This window comes from Sutcliffiella halmapala (assembly GCF_002019665.1).
GTDB lineage: Bacteria > Bacillota > Bacilli > Bacillales > Bacillaceae_I > Sutcliffiella_A > Sutcliffiella_A halmapala.
Genome location: NZ_KV917375.1, coordinates 2,054,202 through 2,073,067, shown reverse-complemented (window position 1 = coordinate 2,073,067; position 18,866 = coordinate 2,054,202). Strand labels below are relative to the sequence as shown.

Sequence of the window (18,866 nt, the reverse complement as noted above, 5' to 3'; positions counted from 1 at the left end):
GTTCCCCTCCTTTGTTATCAAAAATATATATCTTATAGTGGTCCTGAAATACCTTGCTTACGAATCATGACAAAGTGAGCTCCCATTAATCCAAATAGAGCTGCTGGTAAGAAGAATACATGAATGGCAAAGAAACGAGTTAAAGTTTGTGCTCCAACGATTTCAGGGTGACCAGCAAGTAAAGTTTTCACTGCTGTACCAATAACCGGTGTTGCCTCTGCAATTTGTAAACCTACCTTCGTCGCGAATAACGCTTTCATATCCCAAGGTAATAAGTAACCTGTGAAACCAAGACCTAACATAACGAAGAAGATAAGAACTCCTACCACCCAGTTAAGTTCACGTGGTTTTTTATATGCACCTTGGAAGAAAACACGTAACGTATGTAAGAACATCATTACAATTACAAGACTCGCTCCCCAGTGATGCATACCGCGTACGATTTGACCGAACGCTACTTCATTTTGTAAGTAATAAACAGATTCCCAAGCATTTTTAATATCTGGAACATAATACATTGTTAAGAACATTCCGGATAAAACTTGAATGACAGTAACGAAGAAAGTTAATCCACCGAAACAGTATACAAATGCTGAGAAGTGATGCGCTGGGTTTACGTGTTCAGGAACTTCATGGTCTGCAATATCCCGCCACATCGGCGTAATATCTAATCGTTCGTCAACCCAATCATAAATCTTATTTAACAATTATTACGCCTCCCCTTTAGGTTTCGCACTACCTAAGTACACTGTTCCGTTTTCCACTTTATGCTCGTACACATCTAGTGGAGCAAGAGGTGGTGTATTAGGTACGTTTTTACCGCTTTTTTCGTATAAGCCGTAATGACATGGACAGAAGAACATATTTGGGTTTGCTGGGTCAGATCCCCAGTTTACCGTACAGCCTAAGTGCTTACAGACAGGAGATAAAGCGACGATATTACCGCCATCATCCTTAAAAATCCAAGCTGTTCTTGGTTCTTCAGATTCATACCATCCATCTACTTGTTCAATTTTAAAGTTGAAACTTTGTGGCTCATTAGTTAATTCACTTTCTTCACAGACCGCAACCATATCTTGATCTGTTCCAGCTTTTAAAACTGGGTCAATCGCAAATCGAACCATTGGCATAAGCATACCTGCAGCCATGAATCCGCCTACACCAGTAAGGGTATAGTTTAAAAATTGACGTCTAGACACACGATGGTTTTTCTCACTCATTGTTTTTCCCCCCTCTATAGAAAAAACTAAGTCCATTAACGGACAGTTAGGTTATTAACACATAGAAAACTAGGACATTCTCATGATATATCAATCTTCGCCCAAGGTCAATAATCTCCTTGATTGAAATAATGGCAACCTTGTGACTTATTTTGGACATAATTTAGAAGTTCATACTAAAGGAATACTTTTTTACTGTAGTCTAACTTGAAAATAGTAAGGTTACCTGCTAAACTCCCTGATGATTTCCGTGCCAGGCGGCATCGATCGCGGGAGGGCTCGGGAGTTTAAGACTTTAATGAATGTCTTACTTTTTAAAATTCACTTCTTACTGTTGCCATTTTTGAATAAACATCGGTAATAGTTGATTCATTTGATCTTGAAGGATTTTCTTTTTGTACTTCTCGTCCATGTCTTCTAGTGGTATTGCTGGCAGCCATACAAGCTTACCTTCTAACTCCTGTTCCTTTTGTGTCCAGTTGCTATCTGATGTAAGAAGAAATACATGTTTCATATTTTGTTTGATATGATTCACATATTCATTCAAACGAGGTACTTTGGAGTCAAAGGACTCGTTATGTAAGTAAGAATAAGAAGGTAATAATATTACTCTTCCTTTAAATTGCCTTTCTAATTCATGACTTAGTATGGTTATATATTCGCCATGTGATGCTAAGCTTTTTATATCTTCTTCAAAACTTACCGATATTAATGGAATGATGACAGTGTCGATATACTCTTTTGCTTGAACATACTGTGTTATATCTTTGCTTGTCCATTTCATGGAGGATCAACTCTTTCTATAATTTAGATATGTAATTTATTATCTTACCTAATATAAGATTAAAATTTGTAGAGGTCAAATCATTCACTGTGATTAAAATATAAGAATCATATTTTCTTTTTTCTTAGTTTGAGGGCACGATCCGCTCTTCATCGTTCCCTCTATTTTCATTTTTCTCGTTTGGAGGGCACGTTCCGCTCTTCATCGTTCCCTCTATTTTCATTTTTCTCGTTTAGAGGGCACGTTCCGCTCTTCATCGTTCCCTCTATTTTCACTTTTCACGTTTAGAGGACACGATCGACGCTTCATCGTTCCCTCTATTTTCACTTTTCACGTTTAGAGGGCACGATCGACGCTTCATCGTTCCCTCTATTTTCATTTTTCTCGTTTGGAGGGCACGTTCCGCTCTTCATCGTTCCCTCTATTTTCATTTTTCTCGTTTAGAGGGCACGATCCGCTCTTCATCGTTCCCTCTATTTTCATTTTTCTCGTTTAGAGGGCACGATCGACGCTTCATCGTTCCCTCTATTTTCATTTTTCTCGTTTAGAGGGCACGATCCGCTCTTCATCGTTCCCTCTATTTTCATTTTTCTCGTTTAGAGGGCACGATCGACGCTTCATCGTTCCCTCTATTTTCACTTTTCACGTTTAAAGGGCACGATCCGCTCTTCATCGTTCCCTCTATTTTCACTTTTCTCGTTTAGAGGGCACGATCAGTGCTTTATCGTTCCCTCTATTTTCACTTTTCACGTTTAGAGGGCACGATCCGCTCTTCATCGTTCCCTCTATTTTTACTTTTCTCATTTTAAGGGCACGATCCAATGCTAATGTCCCTATTCTCACTCCCACACTCAGGTTTCCCATCTCCACTTGCCATTTTTATTCCTAACAATTTTCCTATTTGTTTCAAAAAAAAAATAGACCTTGCTCCTAAAAAGGCAAGGTCCTATAAAACACTATAATTTTTTCAGTTGTTCAGTTAGTCGCTGGAAAGCTTCCTGGTCTTGACGATCTAGAGCATCGTCAATTTGGGATAACAGTTTTTCTTTTTGAAATGTGAAAATGGATTCTTCTAAAAAGCGTTCCGCTACGATTCGATCTTTTTCATTCGTTTGCGTTGTTTTAGGCATGAATGGATTTTCCTCTAGGACTGCCGCATATTGAGGAGAATGGTAGACAGAACGGAAATTCAATTGAATATAGATATCCTCATCTCTGTTTAGGCGAATATCATGAAAGGACTTTTCTGCATCTGTAGTCATCACATTTTCTTTGTAAAATCGAAACGGGACTTCCTCTACACAATGAGTCGACATGATAATTCCCCTAGGGCAGTACTGTGCTTGCTCGACAAAATGTACTTTTCTCATTAATTGATCATGACTCATTAAGTAATTTAATATCCACACACATTCACGTCTTTTTAACTGATAGTTACCTAAGAACCACCTTATAAAGTCTTTCTTCTCGTTGACAGATACAGGGGTAGCCACAACTATCGTCCCTCCTCTGCGTAGAATAGTCACTACTCTTCCAGATTTGTGTATACGTCCTGAAGTTCCATATTGGTTGGATCAAGTTGAATAAGCTTCTCAAATATAGGCTTGGCTTCGTCTCTCTTTCCTTCCTCTAATAAAAAGTATGCATAGTCATAAAGGAAGTCAGGATCATCTTTAAAAGAAGTATATGCTTGACGGTAATGGTTTAATGCATCAGAATACTTTTCTAATTTCTGATTTGCAACAGCGAGATCCCAATCAAATTGCGGGTCTGTTTCACCAAACCTAATGAGTTCGGAAAGGACATCTACTACATCCTCATACCGCTCTTCTTGAATGAATACTTTCGTTAAGGTAATTGTTGCCTCTAGATATCCCGGATCAATAGCGATGGCTTCTCTTAATAATCGCACAGCCTCTGAGACGTTATTTTGCATTAATGCCACTTTAGCAGCATATACTTGCAACTCCTTATTATATTCATTAACCACTAACCCTTCATTAGCAACTCGCAAGCTATCTTCGAGTAATCCTTCTTGTTCATAGGCCTTAGCTAGATATAAATAAAGAGAAGAATATTCATAATCTAATTCTTTTACCTCGTTTAGTTTTTCGATAGCGGTCTTGTAATATCCTGCTTGAAGTGCAGTAAAACCGTATTGAAACAGTACGTCAATTTTCAACTCTTTTTGCACAGCCTTGTCGAAATAGGCAATCGCTTCTTCAAATTGACCTGTAGCACTATAACATTCCGCTAGTCTTTCCTCTAAGTCAAATTGGATGTCATCCTTGTGAGGAAGGACAGCTTGATAAAAAGGAATCGCTTTTTTATACTCACCTTGGGAAAGATTAACCTCCCCTAAAGCTAAATCAATGATTGGTTCGTTTGGACCGATTTTTTTGGCAGTAAGCAATTTTCTTTCACTAACTTCGAACAATCCTTGCGATTGATAGAGGTCGGCTAAAAGCAATAAAGCTTGTACATACACTTCCTCTTCTTCCGTGATGTTCTCAAGGAGTGCCATTGCTTCGTCTTCTTCATCAAGATCAATATAGACCTCGGCTAAAGAAAGAATGAGATCGGACTCGTTAGGATAATGTAATAATAGTCCACTTAACAACTCTTTAGCTTCCTCAAGCATTCCTAGCTGCTGATAAATTTGTGCAGTATGAAATAAGTCTTCTTCATTAAAAGTGGCTTGATTATCTCTTAACATCGAAAGGCCTTTTTCCACCTCTCCATTGTCTATAAACGTTAAAGCTTTTTCAATTACTTGGTATGACAAAATACTACTTCCCTTCTAATTTAAAAATGCGTAAGCGGCGCTAGTTCAGGTGAGCATCAGACTCCCCGCCCCTGTAAAAAGTGCCCTGGTATCGTTACAGTACATTCATTTCCAAATCCAGGTCGGAATGAGATTTTCTTACCAACCTTTATGACATTACCTTGATGTACCGTAATTTCTGGAATATGACTATCATAATCCAGATCCTCTATTGTTTCAATAATACGGTCTTCTGGATAAATATAAAGATTATAGTTTAATTCTCCACCGACCCTTAAATCTCCTTTAGTTGGATAGATACCAAGTTTCATTAATACATCTAAGCTAAGAGGCTTACCCGCTTCTGGACATTCTATTAAATGGGGTAGTTTTTCTTCTTTCATAATGGTTTTCCAGGTTTTTTTTAGTCCTTTTATGTTTGCAGGTTTATTTCTTAAGCATGGGATAAAAGCAATTGGAAATTGATAAAGTGCATCCTTCATCCAGCCCCACGGAATGTTTTGCAAATCAGAATCTTCCTCGATTTCAAGTAATATCGCAGGGATCTTATACCGTTTACAATGACGAATAAGAGAAGGGGTTAATTTTTGTAGAGGTATTCGTAAGGCAAAATAGTAATCAATTGGGCTATTTAACATATGTGTTCTTGCTTCTTTAAGCTTTTGTGCTAATTCTCGTTCTGTATGAATGGTAAAAACCGATAGGAGTGTGGTACAGCCCTTACGTATATAATTTTCGATGATGTAAGATTTGTACTGTTGGAAGGTCATAAAAGGTAGATCGTCGACAACCATTACATGCCCCGGTGTCATGACATAGGGAGATAGATTCATTCTCATCATTTTTTTTGAAAGAATAACATCCTTCATAAACTGTATCTTATTGTCTTTAATAAGCAAGGAACTAGTTACAAAGGATTTTTCATTGCGTACAATGTTTGCTTCATCAATTATATATTCCATTGCATCACCCTAATTAGTACGTCTTAAGACAAGCTATGTTGGAATGATAGAAAATATGATTGATATGTCGATTTGGTTTAAAAATTTCAGATAGAAATGAAAAAAATACAGGTTCGGATTAGAATTTCAAAGGACAGCTTACAAAAATAATGTCATCTGCTATTTTGATCTTTAGATAACGAATAGCAGATGACTCACAATAAACCTATTCAATTAATGTATTTTTGATGATGAATTCGTAATTACAAAGCCTTCTTGTGGAACATAAAAATATTGAATCCACACACCATCTAAAAAATCTTCCCTTTTATCTAGTAAAATGTCTATTTCTTTGTCTGTTTTCACAATTTCATCATGTTCAGTAGGTAAATCAAGTTTAATGTCAAAATGAGCATGATCCCCATGATTCTCAGTGATAAATACTCGGATCATTTTTTCCTTCACTTCTTCTTTATCCAACATCTGTTTTAATACCTTTGCAGCATTTCTGTTAATTTTACATTTCATTTTTCTGCCCCTATTCAAATTTAATATATAAATTATCTATTTTTAATGTAATTCCTTAACAAGTTCTTTGATTGCATTTAATTTGGAGGATAGTTCAACAAACCACTCTTCATCCCCTGTCGCTAAGGCTAAGTCAATTAGAAAAAGAATCTGCGCCTTATTGGTCACGTTTGAAACGGGTAACCGATTGACCTGTTTTTTTAATAAATTCACCGTTTTTCCAACCGTATCGTTATTATCACATGTAACTACTTTTACCTTGACTACTTCTTCAAACATGAAGGATTCTATATATCCTATAACAAGCTCACCTTCACTAGTTTTCCCCTTAATCCAATCCCCTGATTTTAAAACCGTTTTATTTTTAGGCAACATATTATTTCACCTTCTTATTTTTGATTGAGCCGCAATATCGTGTAGTGAAACTATTAAGACAGAGAAACCCCACTTCAACTGTAATGTTTTTTATTACATTTTTATTAAAAAATAGCTTTCATTATTAAAAGCTGTTCTTTTGTTCTCGATTAATTAGATCGATTACTTCTTTAATTGTATAATCTTTTAAATATGTGCTTAGATGTTCTTCAGCACCTATAAAAATGCCGAACAAGACTTGTTTCATGTTAGCCCCCACTATGCATTCTTTATTTGAATCCGGGCATTTCGGTTGCAGCGAACCTATAGAAGTTAGCTTATAGATGTCCCAGAGATTTATTTCGCTAAGTTCTAAAGCAAAAGTAAATCCACCACCTATTCCTTCTTTTGATTTGATTACCCCATTTTTCCTCAACAAACTTAGGACTTTACGAATACGAACAGGATGTACACCAGCACTTTCGGCTATTGCTTCACTGGTTGACATTCGGTCAGGCTGTAGTGCAAGTAGTGTTAAACTATGAACGGCAAGTGTAAATTCACTATTCATTGTCCTTCCTCCGATCAAGCAATCATTGTGGTTTCTTACTCTCCATTTTTCACCATCAAAAAATTCTTTATTAACTGTTGGTTCTTTTACTAGTTAGCTAATAGTTCTGATTCTATAGTCAGAAATGTACGAAGTTTTCGTGGTAAAAAACGACGAATCTCTTCTTCATTATATCCAACCTGCAATCTTTTTTCATCCTGAATGATTGGTCTACGTAACATTTGAGGGTTTTCCCTCATTAGTTGATAAAGGTTAGGAAGTGGAAGATTTTCTATATTAATATTTAGTTCCTGAAATGTTTTTGATTTGGTTGAAATTATTTCTTCTGTCCCCTCTTCGGTTAAGCGAAGGATGGATTTGATCTCTTCTATTGTAAGTGGATTAGATAATATATTTCTTTCAACATAAGGGATATTATGTTCTTCGAGCCAAGCTTTGGCTTTTCGACAAGATGTACAACTAGGTGTTGTATATAGAGTTACCATATATTCATACACTCTCCTTATATTAGTTTGGATTATTCAATGGAATCTGGGCTCTACGCTACTTAATGTAGATTCCAGTGTTGACTAAGAAGGAGTCTCACACCTTCCACTTCAATCTACAGGGGGGACGGGGGAGACTTGACGTTCCACTTTTTCATCATCTATGTTGCAAATTTGGTTTGCATGGGTGTTTACTTTGAAAATAGATATTAATTAGGTTTCTTACTGTAATAATAATATTTACAGTTAAATAAGTCAAATGTAAATTTGTGGTTCTTTAAGAATTTAGTTGACTAGATAGGCTTTTTCGAATGTTGAAAAAGCCTTCATTGATTCCGTTTAATAAAAATCCATTTTTATCGGACTTTACGTGCGATTTCGTGTGCTTTGTCCAATAGATTTTTATTAATATCCATTAGTTTATAATAGTTTTCTTCTGTTTGACACAACTCTGTAAATATCTTTAAAGAAACTTCTTCAACGTCTGCTTGAAGTTCTTCTCCTTTTTTTGTTAGAGTGATTTCCACTTTTCTTTCGTCACCAAGTGATCGCTTGCGAGTTATTAACTCAGACGCCTCTAAACGTTTAAGTAAGGGGGTAAGTGTTGCAGAATCTAGTAGCAACCTGTCTCCAAGTTCTGTTACTGTACATTTTTCTTTTTCCCAAAGCACAACTAAAGCTAAATACTGCGGATATGTTAAATTGAACTGGCTTAATACAGGTCTATATAAACGTGTAATTTCACGTGAGCTAGCATATATCGTAAAACAGAGCATGTCCTCGAGCTTCATCTTTTGATTTTCAGACATATCGGAACCTTCCTTCACAATGTATAAAAATATTTTTGTTTTAGTTTACCTTATATTAGAGAATTTTTAAAAGCAAATGATTTTGGTTGCTTATTTGTGTATTTCTTCTTATTAATTGCAAACTAAAACCTATTCCAATTATCATTTTTTACCAATAAAAATAGCACACTATTTAATTGACTATTAATTAATAGCGTTATAAGATTAAACATGTCGAAGGACATAACAAATTATCCAAAAAGAAGGGATGAAGATAAATGTCAATTTTTTCTTATACTGTAACAACTAATAAAGGAACTTTGAAATCTCTTGAAGAATATCGAGGAAATGTAATGTTAATTGTGAATACTGCTAGCAAATGTGCATTCACTTCACAATTTAAGGAGTTACAGGACCTCTATTCAAAATATCAGGAGAATGGTTTAGAAATCTTAGGCTTTCCCACAAATCAATTTGGGAACGGTGATAAAGGAACGGATGAAGAAATTCAAAGTTTCTGTCAATTGAATTACGGAGTGACTTTTCCTATTTTCAGTAAGATCGAAGTGAACGGACCAAATGCTGATCCGCTATTTCAATATTTAAAAAAAGAAGCGACAGGCATTCTCGGTACCGAACAAATTAAGTGGAACTTCACTAAATTCCTAGTAGATCAGAACGGTAAGGTTATAAAGCGCTACGGTTCAAAAGATAAACCTTCTAATATAGAGAATGATTTAAAAGCATTAATAAATAGATAAGTAACCAATAGAAGTATTTTATGGACTGATAGATATTTATTTTTCTTTAACCTAATAAAAAACCTCCTCATACTGTAGCTTAGAGGAGGTTTTTACGATAATTTTATTATACTGCTCCGTTTATCTTAGAATTTTATCTATCCAAGTAGGCTCTCCAAATGTTCAAAAAAGTTCGGATAGGACACATTAATTGCCTCGTCATTTACTAAAATAGTTTCATCTTCTGCAATTAGACTCGCGATTGCTCCCATCATCCCAATACGATGATCACCATAACTGTCTAACTGACCTCCAGTAAGTTTGGTTTTGCCTTCGATAATCATGCCATCATCCGTGGCAGTAATCTTTGCACCTAGCTTCTTCAACTCATTTACCACTGTGTCAATTCGATTTGTTTCTTTTACTTTCAATTCTTGTGCATCTTTGATGACTGTTGTTCCTTCTGCTTGTGTAGCCATCAGAGCAATAATAGGAATTTCATCGATTAAACGCGGAATGATTTCTCCTGAAACTTCCACCGCTTTTAACGAGGATGCTACTACCGTGATGTCTGCATAAGGCTCCGGTCCATCTTCTACTACATTCGTGTAAGTTAAAGAAGCACCCATTTCTTTCAGTACTTCCAATATCCCTGTTCTCGTAGGGTTTAGCCCGACTCTTTTTAGCGTTACTTTACTGTCTGGAACAATGGCTCCAGCAACTAGAAAAAATGCTGCTGAAGAGATATCTCCAGGTACCACAATATGTAAATCTGCAGTTAGGCTTTGTCCACCCTCAAGCTTAACGTTGCATCCATCAATTTCTATGTCTACTCCGAACGCTCTCAGCATTCTTTCTGTATGATCTCGTGATTTAAATGGCTCTTGTACTGTCGTGCTGCCTTTCGCTTGTAAGCCAGCTAACAAAATAGCTGATTTTACTTGCGCACTAGCTACTGGAGAAGCGTAATTTATCCCTGATAGATCTCCACCTTGGATGGAAATCGGCGTGAAGTTGCCATCTTGATTTCCTTGTATTCTCGCCCCCATATCACGCAGAGGACCTGTTACTCTCTTCATCGGTCTTTTTGCAATTGATTCATCGCCGATTAATACCGAGTGAAAGGGCAATCCTGATAAAATCCCCATCATTAGACGAGCTGTCGTTCCAGAGTTTCCGACATTTAATATGTCTGAAGATTCTTTCAGTCCTTCAAATCCTTTTCCATAGACTGTAACAGCCGTCTCGCTTCTTTCAATTTGTACACCTAACTTTTCAAAACAACTAATGGTGCTTAGACAATCTTCACCAGGTAAAAAATTTTCCACTGTTGTTTTGCCACGCGCCATCGAACCAAACATTACGGCACGGTGAGAAATTGATTTATCTCCTGGTATGTTTATTGCACCATTCAATCTTGATTTTTTATATGATAGCTTTCTCATCTTTCATTCACTCCCTACCTGAAAAATCATACTGTATACGTTTCATAATTTGTGTATTTACTTATACAATCTGCTGCATTTTGCCTATCATCTTCCGACTGAAAACTTAGACGTAACACACCATAGATTTCTTCCCGAGTCTCCATAATTCTAATATTAGTAATACTAATCTGCTCCATTGCCAAGTAACCGGTGATTTCTGAAATAACCCCTGGATAATCTGGAACATCGACATATAGATCATAAAATGAGGGAATGGCACCCTTCGCTTTTACTGGGAGGTCATCACGAAACTGTTTGGCGGATTGAAAGTAAGCTAATAGCTTGTCTTCCTGACTTTCCTGTAAGTTCACCTTTACTTCTTTCATTTGCTCAAGCCATAAGTCTATAAGTTGTAAAAGCGTTTCTCTATTATGTATTAAAATGTCTTTCCACATTGTTGGATTACTAGAGGCTATTCGAGTAATATCTCGGAATCCGCCTGCTGCAAGTCTCGAAACAAATGGGCTCTTTTGCTGCAAGTCCTCTGCTTGATGAACAAGCCCAGCGGCAACAATGTGAGGAAAGTGACTAATGACTCCTGCAACCAAATCATGCTCTTTTGCCGTCATGGTTACAATATTAGCCTTTGTTCCTTTAAGCCAGGCTATTAATGTTTCTATTGCCTCATTACTTTCTTCCACATCAGATGGAGTCAGCACGTAGAAGGCATTTTCAAAAAGGTGGGCTTTCGCGGCTATAACCCCGCTTTTATGAGAACCCGCCATTGGGTGCCCCCCTATAAATGTAACATTTTTTCGTGGAAATAGTGTAGTCGCACGTTGAACGATTTTCTCTTTGGTGCTTCCCACATCGGAAATTAATACTTGCTTCGTAAAATCCAAGCGACTTAAATTCTCTAAAACAAGATTTGCCTGTATGACAGGGACTGCAATGAGAATTAAATCTGCAGTAGTCGCAACACTTTCATAGTTCGGGCAGAAGTCATCGACCACTTTTAAAGATTTCGCTAATCGCGCTTGTTGTTCATTAATATCAAACCCAATTACGGTCGTGTTTGGATACTCTTTTTTTATTGCCAGCGCGACAGATCCACCTATTAGGCCAAGACCTATAATTAATACTTTTCCATTCATTTCGTTCACCGCCTGATGCCTTGATAAAGTTAAGTAGAGAGGAATCGCTCCTCTCTACATCAAATTGCTTGCTTAAGTTTAAATTCTTTAAGATGTGAAATAATTTCTGCATTTTGTTCCAAGGTTCCTATGGTTATGCGTAAACAAGTAGGATAACCAAGGGCTGTTCCCGATCGAACAATAAATCCTTTTGTTAATAAATAATTAAATAGAGTATCTGCGTCGGTTTCAAAATCAATTAGAATGAAATTACCTTCTGACTGATAATAGGCAAGATTCAGTTCTTGGCAGAAGGAATAAAATTGCTGTAATCCCTCTTTATTCTTTTGAACACATTCTTTAATAAATTGTTGATCAAGTATTCCAGCCGTTGCCGCCACCTGTGCCATAGAATTCGTGTTAAACGGTTCCCTAGCAGGTTCAAGTAGTTGGATGAGTTCTTTATTAGCAACACCATACCCTATGCGGAAACTAGCAAGTCCATATGCCTTCGAGAACGTTCTTGTAATAAGTAGATTCGGATAATCCGATAATAGCTTTAATGTTTCAGGATAGTCTTCAGCTGTGACATACTCCTTGTATGCTTCATCAACTACGATTAAAGTTGTATTCGGTACTTGTTGAATAAAATTCAGTAATTTATCTTCACTAATATAGGTACCGGTTGGATTATTAGGACTACATAACCATACAATCGCCGTGTTTTCATCTATTTGAGATAGCATCTCGTCTAATTGGTGATGACCATCTATTATTAAGACTTCCCTCACTTCTGCTCCTTCAATAATGGCATTATGCTTGTATTGCGGGAACGTAGGTGTGGCCATAACAGTATTTTTTCCACTGTGCAGCAAGGCACGGCAAATCATTTGAATTACTTCATCTGAGCCATTCCCGAAAATCAACTCATGCTCTGAAACGGATAAATGAGTTGCAAGAGTTTCTCTTAACTGTCTAGCGTATCCATCTGGATAGGTTGCAGCCTTTTCTAATTGATCGACAATGGCAGTTTTCACATTATTTGAGCAACCAAATGGATTTTCATTTGATGCAAGCTTTACGATTTTCTCTAATTTTAACTCCCTTTTCACCTCTTCCATTGGCTTTCCCGGTTGATAAGGGGTTAAAGATAAAAGTTGTTTTTTAATATCCATGCTCACAATCACCTTCCTGCTAAAATTGGGGAAATTAACGCTTCTATTTGTTGTTTAATATCATGCAAAACTTTTTCTTCATCTAGTTTAAATGATTCTTTTGAGTTTTCAATCATTTGAATCAATGCACTACCTACTACGAATCCATCGCAATATGGCATGAGCTCTTCAATTTGCTCTCTTTTTGATATTCCAAAACCAACAGCTGTCGGGACCGAACTATTTTGCTTTACTTCCGCTAAGAATGAGTAAATCTGTTCGGAAAAATCATTGCGAATTCCCGTTACCCCTAATGACGAAATGCAATACAAGAAGCCTTGTGCGTGTTGGGAAATGGTAATCATTCTTCTTTTCGAAGTTGGGGCCACAAGGGAAATATAGGTTAATCCATGCTCTTCGCATCTTTGTCTCACTACTGCACTTTCTTCGAAGGGAAGATCTGGTATTAGAAGTCCATCGACCTGATTTTCTCTCGCTAAAGCGAAAAAGGATTCTTCCCCTAATTGTAACACAGGATTATAGTACGTAAAGAGGATGATTGGTATTTTCAAGCCCCTTCTTCGCATTTCTCCGGCAAGAGTCATCGTCTTTGTAATTGTCATTTTATGATTTAATGCGCGCTTTGATGCCCGTTGGATAACAGGGCCATCTGCTAAGGGGTCCGAATAGGGGACACCGAGCTCTAAGATGGAGGCACCTGCTTTTTCCAACAATAAAGCCATTTTTATTGTCAATTCAGGCGTTGGATCCCCTGACATAATAAAGGGGATAAACAATTTCTCATGATTGGGTAAACGTTCTTTAAACAAGGTCGTCATATTGCTCCCCCTCCATTCTTTTAATGAGTGTGTCAACATCCTTATCTCCTCTACCCGATAAGCAAACAAGGATCGCTTCGTCTTTTGACATCGTTTTAGCTTCTTTAAAAGCGATGGATAGTGCATGTGCGGATTCAATCGCTGGAATGATCCCTTCTTCCTTTGCTAAGAGCTCTAAAGCTTCAATTGCTTCTTGGTCGGTTACACTTTTATATTCTACTTTTTTCGTGTCCTTTAAATAAGCATGCTCTGGTCCAATCCCAGGATAATCTAGTCCAGCAGAAATTGAATATGGCTCCGTAATTTGTCCGTCCTCATCTTGCAGAAGATACGTAAGGGAACCGTGGATAACACCTTTCGTTCCTTTTGTTAAGGTTGCTGCATGAAGAGGGGTATCGATTCCTTTGCCAGCTGCCTCTACTCCAATAAGGGTGACTTGCTCGTCTATGAATGGAGCAAATATGCCTATCGCATTAGAGCCGCCTCCCACACACGCTATTACTTTCTCTGGTAGCCGTCCTTCACGTTCGATAAACTGACGCTTTGCCTCTTCCCCGATGACTTTTTGAAACTCTCGCACCATATATGGATAGGGGTGTGGACCGACAACAGAACCAATCATATAGAAGTGATCCTCGCAATGCTGTACCCAATATCTAATTGCTTCGTTCGTGGCATCTTTTAGGGTCTTATTACCACTAGTTGCCGGTATCACTTCTGCTCCTAACAGCTTCATTCGGAAGACATTGAGGGATTGACGCTGTATGTCCTCTTCTCCCATAAACACTTTACATTCTAGTCCAAACTTTGCTGCTACCGTTGCCGCGGCAACTCCATGCTGACCAGCCCCTGTTTCAGCAATAATTTTCTTTTTTCCTAGTCTCTTTGCAAGTAATGCCTGACCGATGGCATTGTTTATTTTATGAGCCCCAGTATGATTCAAATCCTCTCTCTTTAAATAGATTTTTGCTCCTCCTAATCTAGAAGAAAGGTTCTCTGCTAATGTTAGGGTGGTGGGTCTTCCAGAATACTCTTTTAAATAATAATGATATTCTTGCAAAAATCCCTTATCCATTAGGGCTTCTTGAAAACCGGTCTCTAATTCTTCTAATGGAAGCATTAACGTTTCTGGTACATACTTTCCGCCAAACTCGCCAAATCTTCCAAAACTATCAGGTGTTTGTACTTGTGGCATGGTCCCTCACCTTTCTTTCTATCACATTTATCATTTTGTAATCTTTTTTAAATTCATGTTCAATCCCGCTAGATAAATCAATTCCACCGGGCTGATAATTTAATAGGTTAGATATATTTTCTTCTCTAATCCCACCTGCTACAAAGCAAGGCACTTGTTCAGCTTGGGCTTGTTCTAAATAGCGAGGAAGATAGGTCCAGTCGAATACACGACCTGTGCCACCGTATTGGCTCCCTACCTTATTATCGATTACATAACCATCTACTAATCCTTGATAGCAATTCATCCTTTGTAGTCCGTTATCATCATGGTGAATAACTTTCCATATATGTGCATTTGTTCTTTCCCTCAACTGTTTTATAAATGTCGGAGTTTCATCTCCATGTAGTTGGATAACAGAAAGCGATATCCTATCCACCGTCAGAACAATTTCTTCTATCGTTTGATTAACAAACACACCAACCAATTTCTTTTGATTAAAAGTTTCCGTTTTTACCCATAAGGCAACCTCTTCTATCCCTACTTGGCGTTTACTTTTCGCAAAGACGAAGCCGAGATAATCAACCTGCGACTTACTAGAAATCTGATAATCTTGTAAGGTTTTATTCCCACAAAACTTCACTAGCGGTTTAGTCATCTCCTAATTCTCCAAATAGCCGCTTCACACCAGCGCTAGGTGTGGAATCTCTCATAAAGGCTTCTCCAACTAACACTGCATTTGCCCCGTAGGACTGAACAGCCTGTAAGTCCTGGAAAGTAAGGATTCCACTCTCACTGATTAATAAGGAGGACCTCGGAATATATTGTGCTAACTCTTTCGTCGCTTGGATATCTGTTTCAAAGCTTTGTAGATTACGATTATTCACCCCAATAATCCGAGGAGTAAGGGTCTGGAGCAGCTGTTGTAGCCGTTCTAAGCTATGAACCTCCACTAGGACATCTAAACCTGATTCAACTGCTTCTTGATAAAGCTGAGTTAGCTTTTCATCTGTTAGAATTTCAGCAATCAATAGAATGGCGTCCGCACCTATCCGAACACTCTCTTGCACTTGAAGAGAATCTATAATAAAATCCTTGCGAAGAACGGGCAGATTAGTTGTTTCCTTCACCATCATTAAGTCATGCTTCGATCCTTTAAAATATCTTTGATCTGTAAGCACCGATATCGCATCTACACCAACCTTTTCATAATGCGCTCCGATATCAATCGGAGCAAAACTTTCTTTTAATACACCTTTTGATGGGGATGCCTTCTTCATTTCCGCTATTAAACCTACTGATCGTTTTGGATTTTTTAACGCTTCATAAAAAGAGTGCTTCTTCACAATTGCCTGGGAAGGAAGTTCCAAATTGCTCACTTCCTCTTTCTTTGTTGCAACAATTTTAGTTAACATGCGAGTTCACTCCTTCTTTTTGTAGCTCTAGCAATAGATTATAAGCCTTTCTCGTTTCAATCAGTTCGGTTGCGAGTTCCACGCCTTCTGCTAAACTTTTAGAAATACCAGCTACATACAAAGCAGCTCCCGCGTTTAACGCTACGATATGCTTAGCACTATCTGTCGCTTTATTTTGAAAAATCCGCTTGATTAACTGAGCGCTTTGTAAGCTATTCGACACTTGAATATCTGCTAAGGTTCCTCTTTTAAAACCAAAATCCTCGGGTTTAATCGTATAAGACCGGATTTCCCCGTTCTTCACCTCTACTACACTTGTTTTTGCAGTAATGGTTATCTCATCGAGCCCATCATTTCCTGCCACAATTAAGACATGCTCTGAATCTAATCTATTTAATACTTGCGCCATTTTCTGTGCATAACTTGCTGAAAACACCCCTATTACTTGCTTTTTACATCGCACAGGATTAGCCAATGGTCCAAGCAAGTTAAATATCGTTCGGAATCCAATTTCTTTCCGAGGTGCAACGGCATGTTTCATTGCTTCATGGTAGATGGGAGCGAACAGGAAGGACATTCCCTTTTCCGATAGATTTTTCGTTGCTTCTTCTAATGACTGTTGAACTGGGAGGTGGAGCTGCTCTAACACATCCGCACTTCCACTCGCAGAAGAAACTGCTCTATTTCCATGTTTGGCTACCTTTGCTCCGCCACTTGCTGCTACGATTGCAGCAGCGGTACTCACATTAAACGTAGAGGCACCGTCTCCGCCTGTACCACATGTATCAATTAAATATGGGTGTTCAAAAGGAATCTCTTTCATGTGATGTCTCATTGCTATTGTAAAACCAATCATTTCTTCCACCGTTTCTCCTCGGAATCTCAAGATAGAAATAAAGCTGGCAATCTGACTAGAGGTTGCCTCCCCCTTCATCATTAAATCCATAGCAGTTTTTGCTTCTTCAGACGTTAATGTTTCACTATTAATTATTTTTGTTAAATAAGCTTTAAACATATCGAAGTCCCCCTTTTGACTTCTTATGGAATAATGTATTAGCAATTTGAACGGTTTCAATAAGTGCCGCAGCTTTATTCTTCGTTTCTTCCCATTCCGACTCAGGCACAGAATCTGCTACAATCCCAGCACCAGCTTGAATATAAAACTTGTTCTGTTGCTTCTGGATGGTCCGAATCGTTATACATGAATCGACATTCCCATCAAAGCCGATATAACATATCGCTCCAGCATAAGTGTTTCTAGCCGTTGATTCTAATTGCTGAAGAATTTGCATAGCCCTAACCTTTGGTGCCCCCGAAACAGTCCCTGCTGGAAAGGACGCAAGTAGCGCATTGACTGGAGTATGAGAAGGTGCTAATTCCCCCTTAACGATCGAAATTAAATGCATAACCTTCGAAAAATAAACAAGCTGTTTTATGATAGGAGTATGCACCGATCCATATTTCGCCACTCTACCTAAATCATTTCTTGCTAAATCAACTAACATAAAATGCTCGGCTTGTTCTTTTTCATCTTGCATTAACTCTTCTGCTAAGAGCTTATCTTCGTTCTCATCAGCACCTCTTTTTCTTGTCCCAGCAATCGGATGAATTTCTAACATATTGTCTTGTATTTGAATTAATCTCTCTGGAGAGCTACCGATCAGCTCCATCTCCTCAAACTTTAAATAAAATAAATATGGAGATGGATTCTGCTTTCTAAGTACTCGGTAAACATCAAAGCCATCAAGCTCCGCTTCCATTTCAAAACGTTGCGATAAAACACATTGAAAAACATCTCCAGCTGTAATATAGTTCTTGATTTTCTCAACATGATCTATGAAATCCACTTTTGTGTAATTAGATGATACTGCTAAACTTTCCCTTTGTTGTTGAGCGCCTAAAAGAGTCTCAGTGTTTTCTGTTTTTCGCAAAAGAGTAATAAAGTTAGAAATAACAGACGATGCTTGTTGATATTTCGCATGTAACTCTTCTTCTGTTTCCTTACTAGTTAATCGCACATATTGAATGAAATGAATTTCATTCTTTTTATGGTCCATCACTATAATAGACTCACAGTAAAGGAGATGGACCGTATTCTCTCCTTGATAGCCCGGGTGAAGCGGAACCTTTTCAATGTTAGAGATAAAGTCGTAGCTAAGATAGCCGACGGCACCTCCTGTAAAACCAATTTTTTTGTCTAGCTTTTTAACTTGTAAAAGAGCATTCGCTTGTTCTATCACGTCATTTAGACTCTTAGACGTATAAAGTACCTTGTTATGGTCTTCTAGTGTAATACTAGTGTCTTGTCCTTTTATCTTCATAAATGGATGTAGCCCTATAAAGGAATACCTAGACCAATCTGAGTTCGGCTCTTTACTCTCTAATATATAGGCCGCCTCTTCTTTCAGGGATTGGAAAATCGATACGGGTGTAACGGTATCACTAAAAAAAGTTTCTACTATGGGTATGGTTTTGTATTGTTTGCTTGATTCTAAAAAGTCAGCAAACTCGCGTGTGTGCATAACTAT

The 18,866-nt window shown here is 37.8% G+C and carries 21 protein-coding genes; 1 reads left to right on the top strand and 20 read right to left on the bottom strand.

The window, feature by feature from the left end:
- Positions 1–32: 32 nt before the first annotated feature.
- The 11 genes from qcrB to BK580_RS10050 form a co-directional block, all read right to left on the bottom strand.
- On the bottom strand, positions 33–707 hold the full coding sequence (gene qcrB, locus BK580_RS10105) for a menaquinol-cytochrome c reductase cytochrome b subunit (protein WP_078380200.1): 675 nt from the start codon (positions 705–707) through the stop codon (positions 33–35).
- Between the two features lie 3 nt (positions 708–710).
- Positions 711–1,220, bottom strand: coding sequence for a ubiquinol-cytochrome c reductase iron-sulfur subunit (locus BK580_RS10100; RefSeq protein WP_078380199.1), 510 nt, complete (start codon positions 1,218–1,220; stop codon positions 711–713).
- 328 nt (positions 1,221–1,548) lie between these two features.
- The gene (locus BK580_RS10095; protein WP_078380198.1) at positions 1,549–2,004 is read right to left on the bottom strand and encodes a YpiF family protein; all 456 of its coding nucleotides are present in this window, start codon (positions 2,002–2,004) and stop codon (positions 1,549–1,551) included.
- Between the two features lie 956 nt (positions 2,005–2,960).
- Positions 2,961–3,497: a ReoY family proteolytic degradation factor gene (locus tag BK580_RS10085; protein ID WP_078380196.1), complete on the bottom strand. Its 537-nt coding sequence runs from the start codon at positions 3,495–3,497 to the stop codon at positions 2,961–2,963.
- 32 nt (positions 3,498–3,529) lie between these two features.
- Complete coding sequence (locus BK580_RS10080; protein ID WP_139364871.1) at positions 3,530–4,789, bottom strand: tetratricopeptide repeat protein; 1,260 nt, start codon at positions 4,787–4,789, stop codon at positions 3,530–3,532.
- 56 nt (positions 4,790–4,845) lie between these two features.
- A complete protein-coding gene (locus tag BK580_RS10075) occupies positions 4,846–5,751 on the bottom strand; it encodes a hypothetical protein (RefSeq protein ID WP_078380195.1) in 906 nt (301 codons plus the stop codon).
- Positions 5,752–5,964: 213 nt separating this feature from the next.
- Positions 5,965–6,258 carry a heme biosynthesis protein HemY gene (locus tag BK580_RS10070; protein WP_078380194.1) on the bottom strand — a complete coding sequence of 98 codons (294 nt, stop codon included), beginning with the start codon at positions 6,256–6,258 and terminating at the stop codon, positions 5,965–5,967.
- A 42-nt stretch (positions 6,259–6,300) separates the two neighbouring features.
- Positions 6,301–6,633, bottom strand: a complete 333-nt coding sequence (locus BK580_RS10065; protein WP_078380193.1) for an IDEAL domain-containing protein — start codon at positions 6,631–6,633, stop codon at positions 6,301–6,303.
- A gap of 124 nt (positions 6,634–6,757) precedes the next feature.
- The gene (locus BK580_RS10060; protein WP_078380192.1) at positions 6,758–7,183 is read right to left on the bottom strand and encodes an RrF2 family transcriptional regulator; all 426 of its coding nucleotides are present in this window, start codon (positions 7,181–7,183) and stop codon (positions 6,758–6,760) included.
- An 89-nt stretch (positions 7,184–7,272) separates the two neighbouring features.
- Positions 7,273–7,668 carry a transcriptional regulator SpxA gene (gene spxA, locus BK580_RS10055; protein ID WP_078380191.1) on the bottom strand — a complete coding sequence of 132 codons (396 nt, stop codon included), beginning with the start codon at positions 7,666–7,668 and terminating at the stop codon, positions 7,273–7,275.
- 356 nt (positions 7,669–8,024) lie between these two features.
- Positions 8,025–8,477, bottom strand: a complete 453-nt coding sequence (locus tag BK580_RS10050; RefSeq protein ID WP_078380190.1) for a MarR family winged helix-turn-helix transcriptional regulator — start codon at positions 8,475–8,477, stop codon at positions 8,025–8,027.
- Positions 8,478–8,734: 257 nt separating this feature from the next.
- On the opposite strand from BK580_RS10050, the gene BK580_RS10045 reads away from it, so the two are divergent.
- Positions 8,735–9,217 carry a glutathione peroxidase gene (locus BK580_RS10045; protein ID WP_078380189.1) on the top strand — a complete coding sequence of 161 codons (483 nt, stop codon included), beginning with the start codon at positions 8,735–8,737 and terminating at the stop codon, positions 9,215–9,217.
- Positions 9,218–9,354: 137 nt separating this feature from the next.
- On the opposite strand, the gene aroA is transcribed toward BK580_RS10045, so the two are convergent.
- The 9 genes from aroA to trpE are packed head-to-tail and all read right to left on the bottom strand — an operon-like array spanning position 9,355 to position 18,860.
- Positions 9,355–10,641, bottom strand: coding sequence for a 3-phosphoshikimate 1-carboxyvinyltransferase (aroA, locus tag BK580_RS10040; RefSeq protein ID WP_078380188.1), 1,287 nt, complete (start codon positions 10,639–10,641; stop codon positions 9,355–9,357).
- 26 nt (positions 10,642–10,667) lie between these two features.
- Positions 10,668–11,777, bottom strand: a complete 1,110-nt coding sequence (locus tag BK580_RS10035; RefSeq protein WP_078380187.1) for a prephenate dehydrogenase — start codon at positions 11,775–11,777, stop codon at positions 10,668–10,670.
- A 59-nt stretch (positions 11,778–11,836) separates the two neighbouring features.
- Positions 11,837–12,931: a histidinol-phosphate transaminase gene (hisC, locus tag BK580_RS10030; protein WP_078380186.1), complete on the bottom strand. Its 1,095-nt coding sequence runs from the start codon at positions 12,929–12,931 to the stop codon at positions 11,837–11,839.
- An 8-nt stretch (positions 12,932–12,939) separates the two neighbouring features.
- Positions 12,940–13,740, bottom strand: coding sequence for a tryptophan synthase subunit alpha (trpA, locus tag BK580_RS10025; RefSeq protein WP_408055259.1), 801 nt, complete (start codon positions 13,738–13,740; stop codon positions 12,940–12,942).
- Positions 13,733–14,944 carry a tryptophan synthase subunit beta gene (trpB, locus tag BK580_RS10020; RefSeq protein WP_078380184.1) on the bottom strand — a complete coding sequence of 404 codons (1,212 nt, stop codon included), beginning with the start codon at positions 14,942–14,944 and terminating at the stop codon, positions 13,733–13,735. Before trpB ends, trpA begins: the two co-directional genes overlap by 8 nt.
- Positions 14,922–15,581, bottom strand: coding sequence for a phosphoribosylanthranilate isomerase (locus BK580_RS10015; RefSeq protein WP_078380183.1), 660 nt, complete (start codon positions 15,579–15,581; stop codon positions 14,922–14,924). Before BK580_RS10015 ends, trpB begins: the two co-directional genes overlap by 23 nt.
- Positions 15,574–16,338, bottom strand: a complete 765-nt coding sequence (gene trpC, locus BK580_RS10010; protein ID WP_078380182.1) for an indole-3-glycerol phosphate synthase TrpC — start codon at positions 16,336–16,338, stop codon at positions 15,574–15,576. The genes BK580_RS10015 and trpC overlap by 8 nt, the downstream gene beginning before the upstream one ends.
- Positions 16,328–17,353: an anthranilate phosphoribosyltransferase gene (gene trpD / locus BK580_RS10005; protein ID WP_078380181.1), complete on the bottom strand. Its 1,026-nt coding sequence runs from the start codon at positions 17,351–17,353 to the stop codon at positions 16,328–16,330. Before trpD ends, trpC begins: the two co-directional genes overlap by 11 nt.
- Positions 17,346–18,860, bottom strand: a complete 1,515-nt coding sequence (gene trpE, locus BK580_RS10000) for an anthranilate synthase component I (RefSeq protein WP_078380180.1) — start codon at positions 18,858–18,860, stop codon at positions 17,346–17,348. Before trpE ends, trpD begins: the two co-directional genes overlap by 8 nt.
- Positions 18,861–18,866 lie beyond the last annotated feature (6 nt).

Excerpts from the sequence above, each read along its gene's own strand:
- BK580_RS10100 (WP_078380199.1), bottom strand. The coding sequence starts at position 1,220 with ATGAGTGAGAAAAACCATCGTGTGTCTAGACGTCAATTTTTAAACTAT.
- BK580_RS10095 (WP_078380198.1), bottom strand. The coding sequence starts at position 2,004 with ATGAAATGGACAAGCAAAGATATAACACAGTATGTTCAAGCAAAAGAG.
- BK580_RS10075 (WP_078380195.1), bottom strand. The coding sequence starts at position 5,751 with ATGGAATATATAATTGATGAAGCAAACATTGTACGCAATGAAAAATCC.
- BK580_RS10070 (WP_078380194.1), bottom strand. The coding sequence starts at position 6,258 with ATGAAATGTAAAATTAACAGAAATGCTGCAAAGGTATTAAAACAGATG.
- BK580_RS10065 (WP_078380193.1), bottom strand. The coding sequence starts at position 6,633 with ATGTTGCCTAAAAATAAAACGGTTTTAAAATCAGGGGATTGGATTAAG.
- BK580_RS10060 (WP_078380192.1), bottom strand. The coding sequence starts at position 7,183 with ATGAATAGTGAATTTACACTTGCCGTTCATAGTTTAACACTACTTGCA.
- spxA (WP_078380191.1), bottom strand. The coding sequence starts at position 7,668 with ATGGTAACTCTATATACAACACCTAGTTGTACATCTTGTCGAAAAGCC.
- BK580_RS10050 (WP_078380190.1), bottom strand. The coding sequence starts at position 8,477 with ATGTCTGAAAATCAAAAGATGAAGCTCGAGGACATGCTCTGTTTTACG.
- BK580_RS10045 (WP_078380189.1), top strand. The coding sequence starts at position 8,735 with ATGTCAATTTTTTCTTATACTGTAACAACTAATAAAGGAACTTTGAAA.
- aroA (WP_078380188.1), bottom strand. The coding sequence starts at position 10,641 with ATGAGAAAGCTATCATATAAAAAATCAAGATTGAATGGTGCAATAAAC.
- BK580_RS10035 (WP_078380187.1), bottom strand. The coding sequence starts at position 11,777 with ATGAATGGAAAAGTATTAATTATAGGTCTTGGCCTAATAGGTGGATCT.
- hisC (WP_078380186.1), bottom strand. The coding sequence starts at position 12,931 with ATGGATATTAAAAAACAACTTTTATCTTTAACCCCTTATCAACCGGGA.
- trpB (WP_078380184.1), bottom strand. The coding sequence starts at position 14,944 with ATGCCACAAGTACAAACACCTGATAGTTTTGGAAGATTTGGCGAGTTT.
- BK580_RS10015 (WP_078380183.1), bottom strand. The coding sequence starts at position 15,581 with ATGACTAAACCGCTAGTGAAGTTTTGTGGGAATAAAACCTTACAAGAT.
- trpC (WP_078380182.1), bottom strand. The coding sequence starts at position 16,338 with ATGTTAACTAAAATTGTTGCAACAAAGAAAGAGGAAGTGAGCAATTTG.
- trpD (WP_078380181.1), bottom strand. The coding sequence starts at position 17,353 with ATGTTTAAAGCTTATTTAACAAAAATAATTAATAGTGAAACATTAACG.
- trpE (WP_078380180.1), bottom strand. The coding sequence starts at position 18,860 with ATGCACACACGCGAGTTTGCTGACTTTTTAGAATCAAGCAAACAATAC.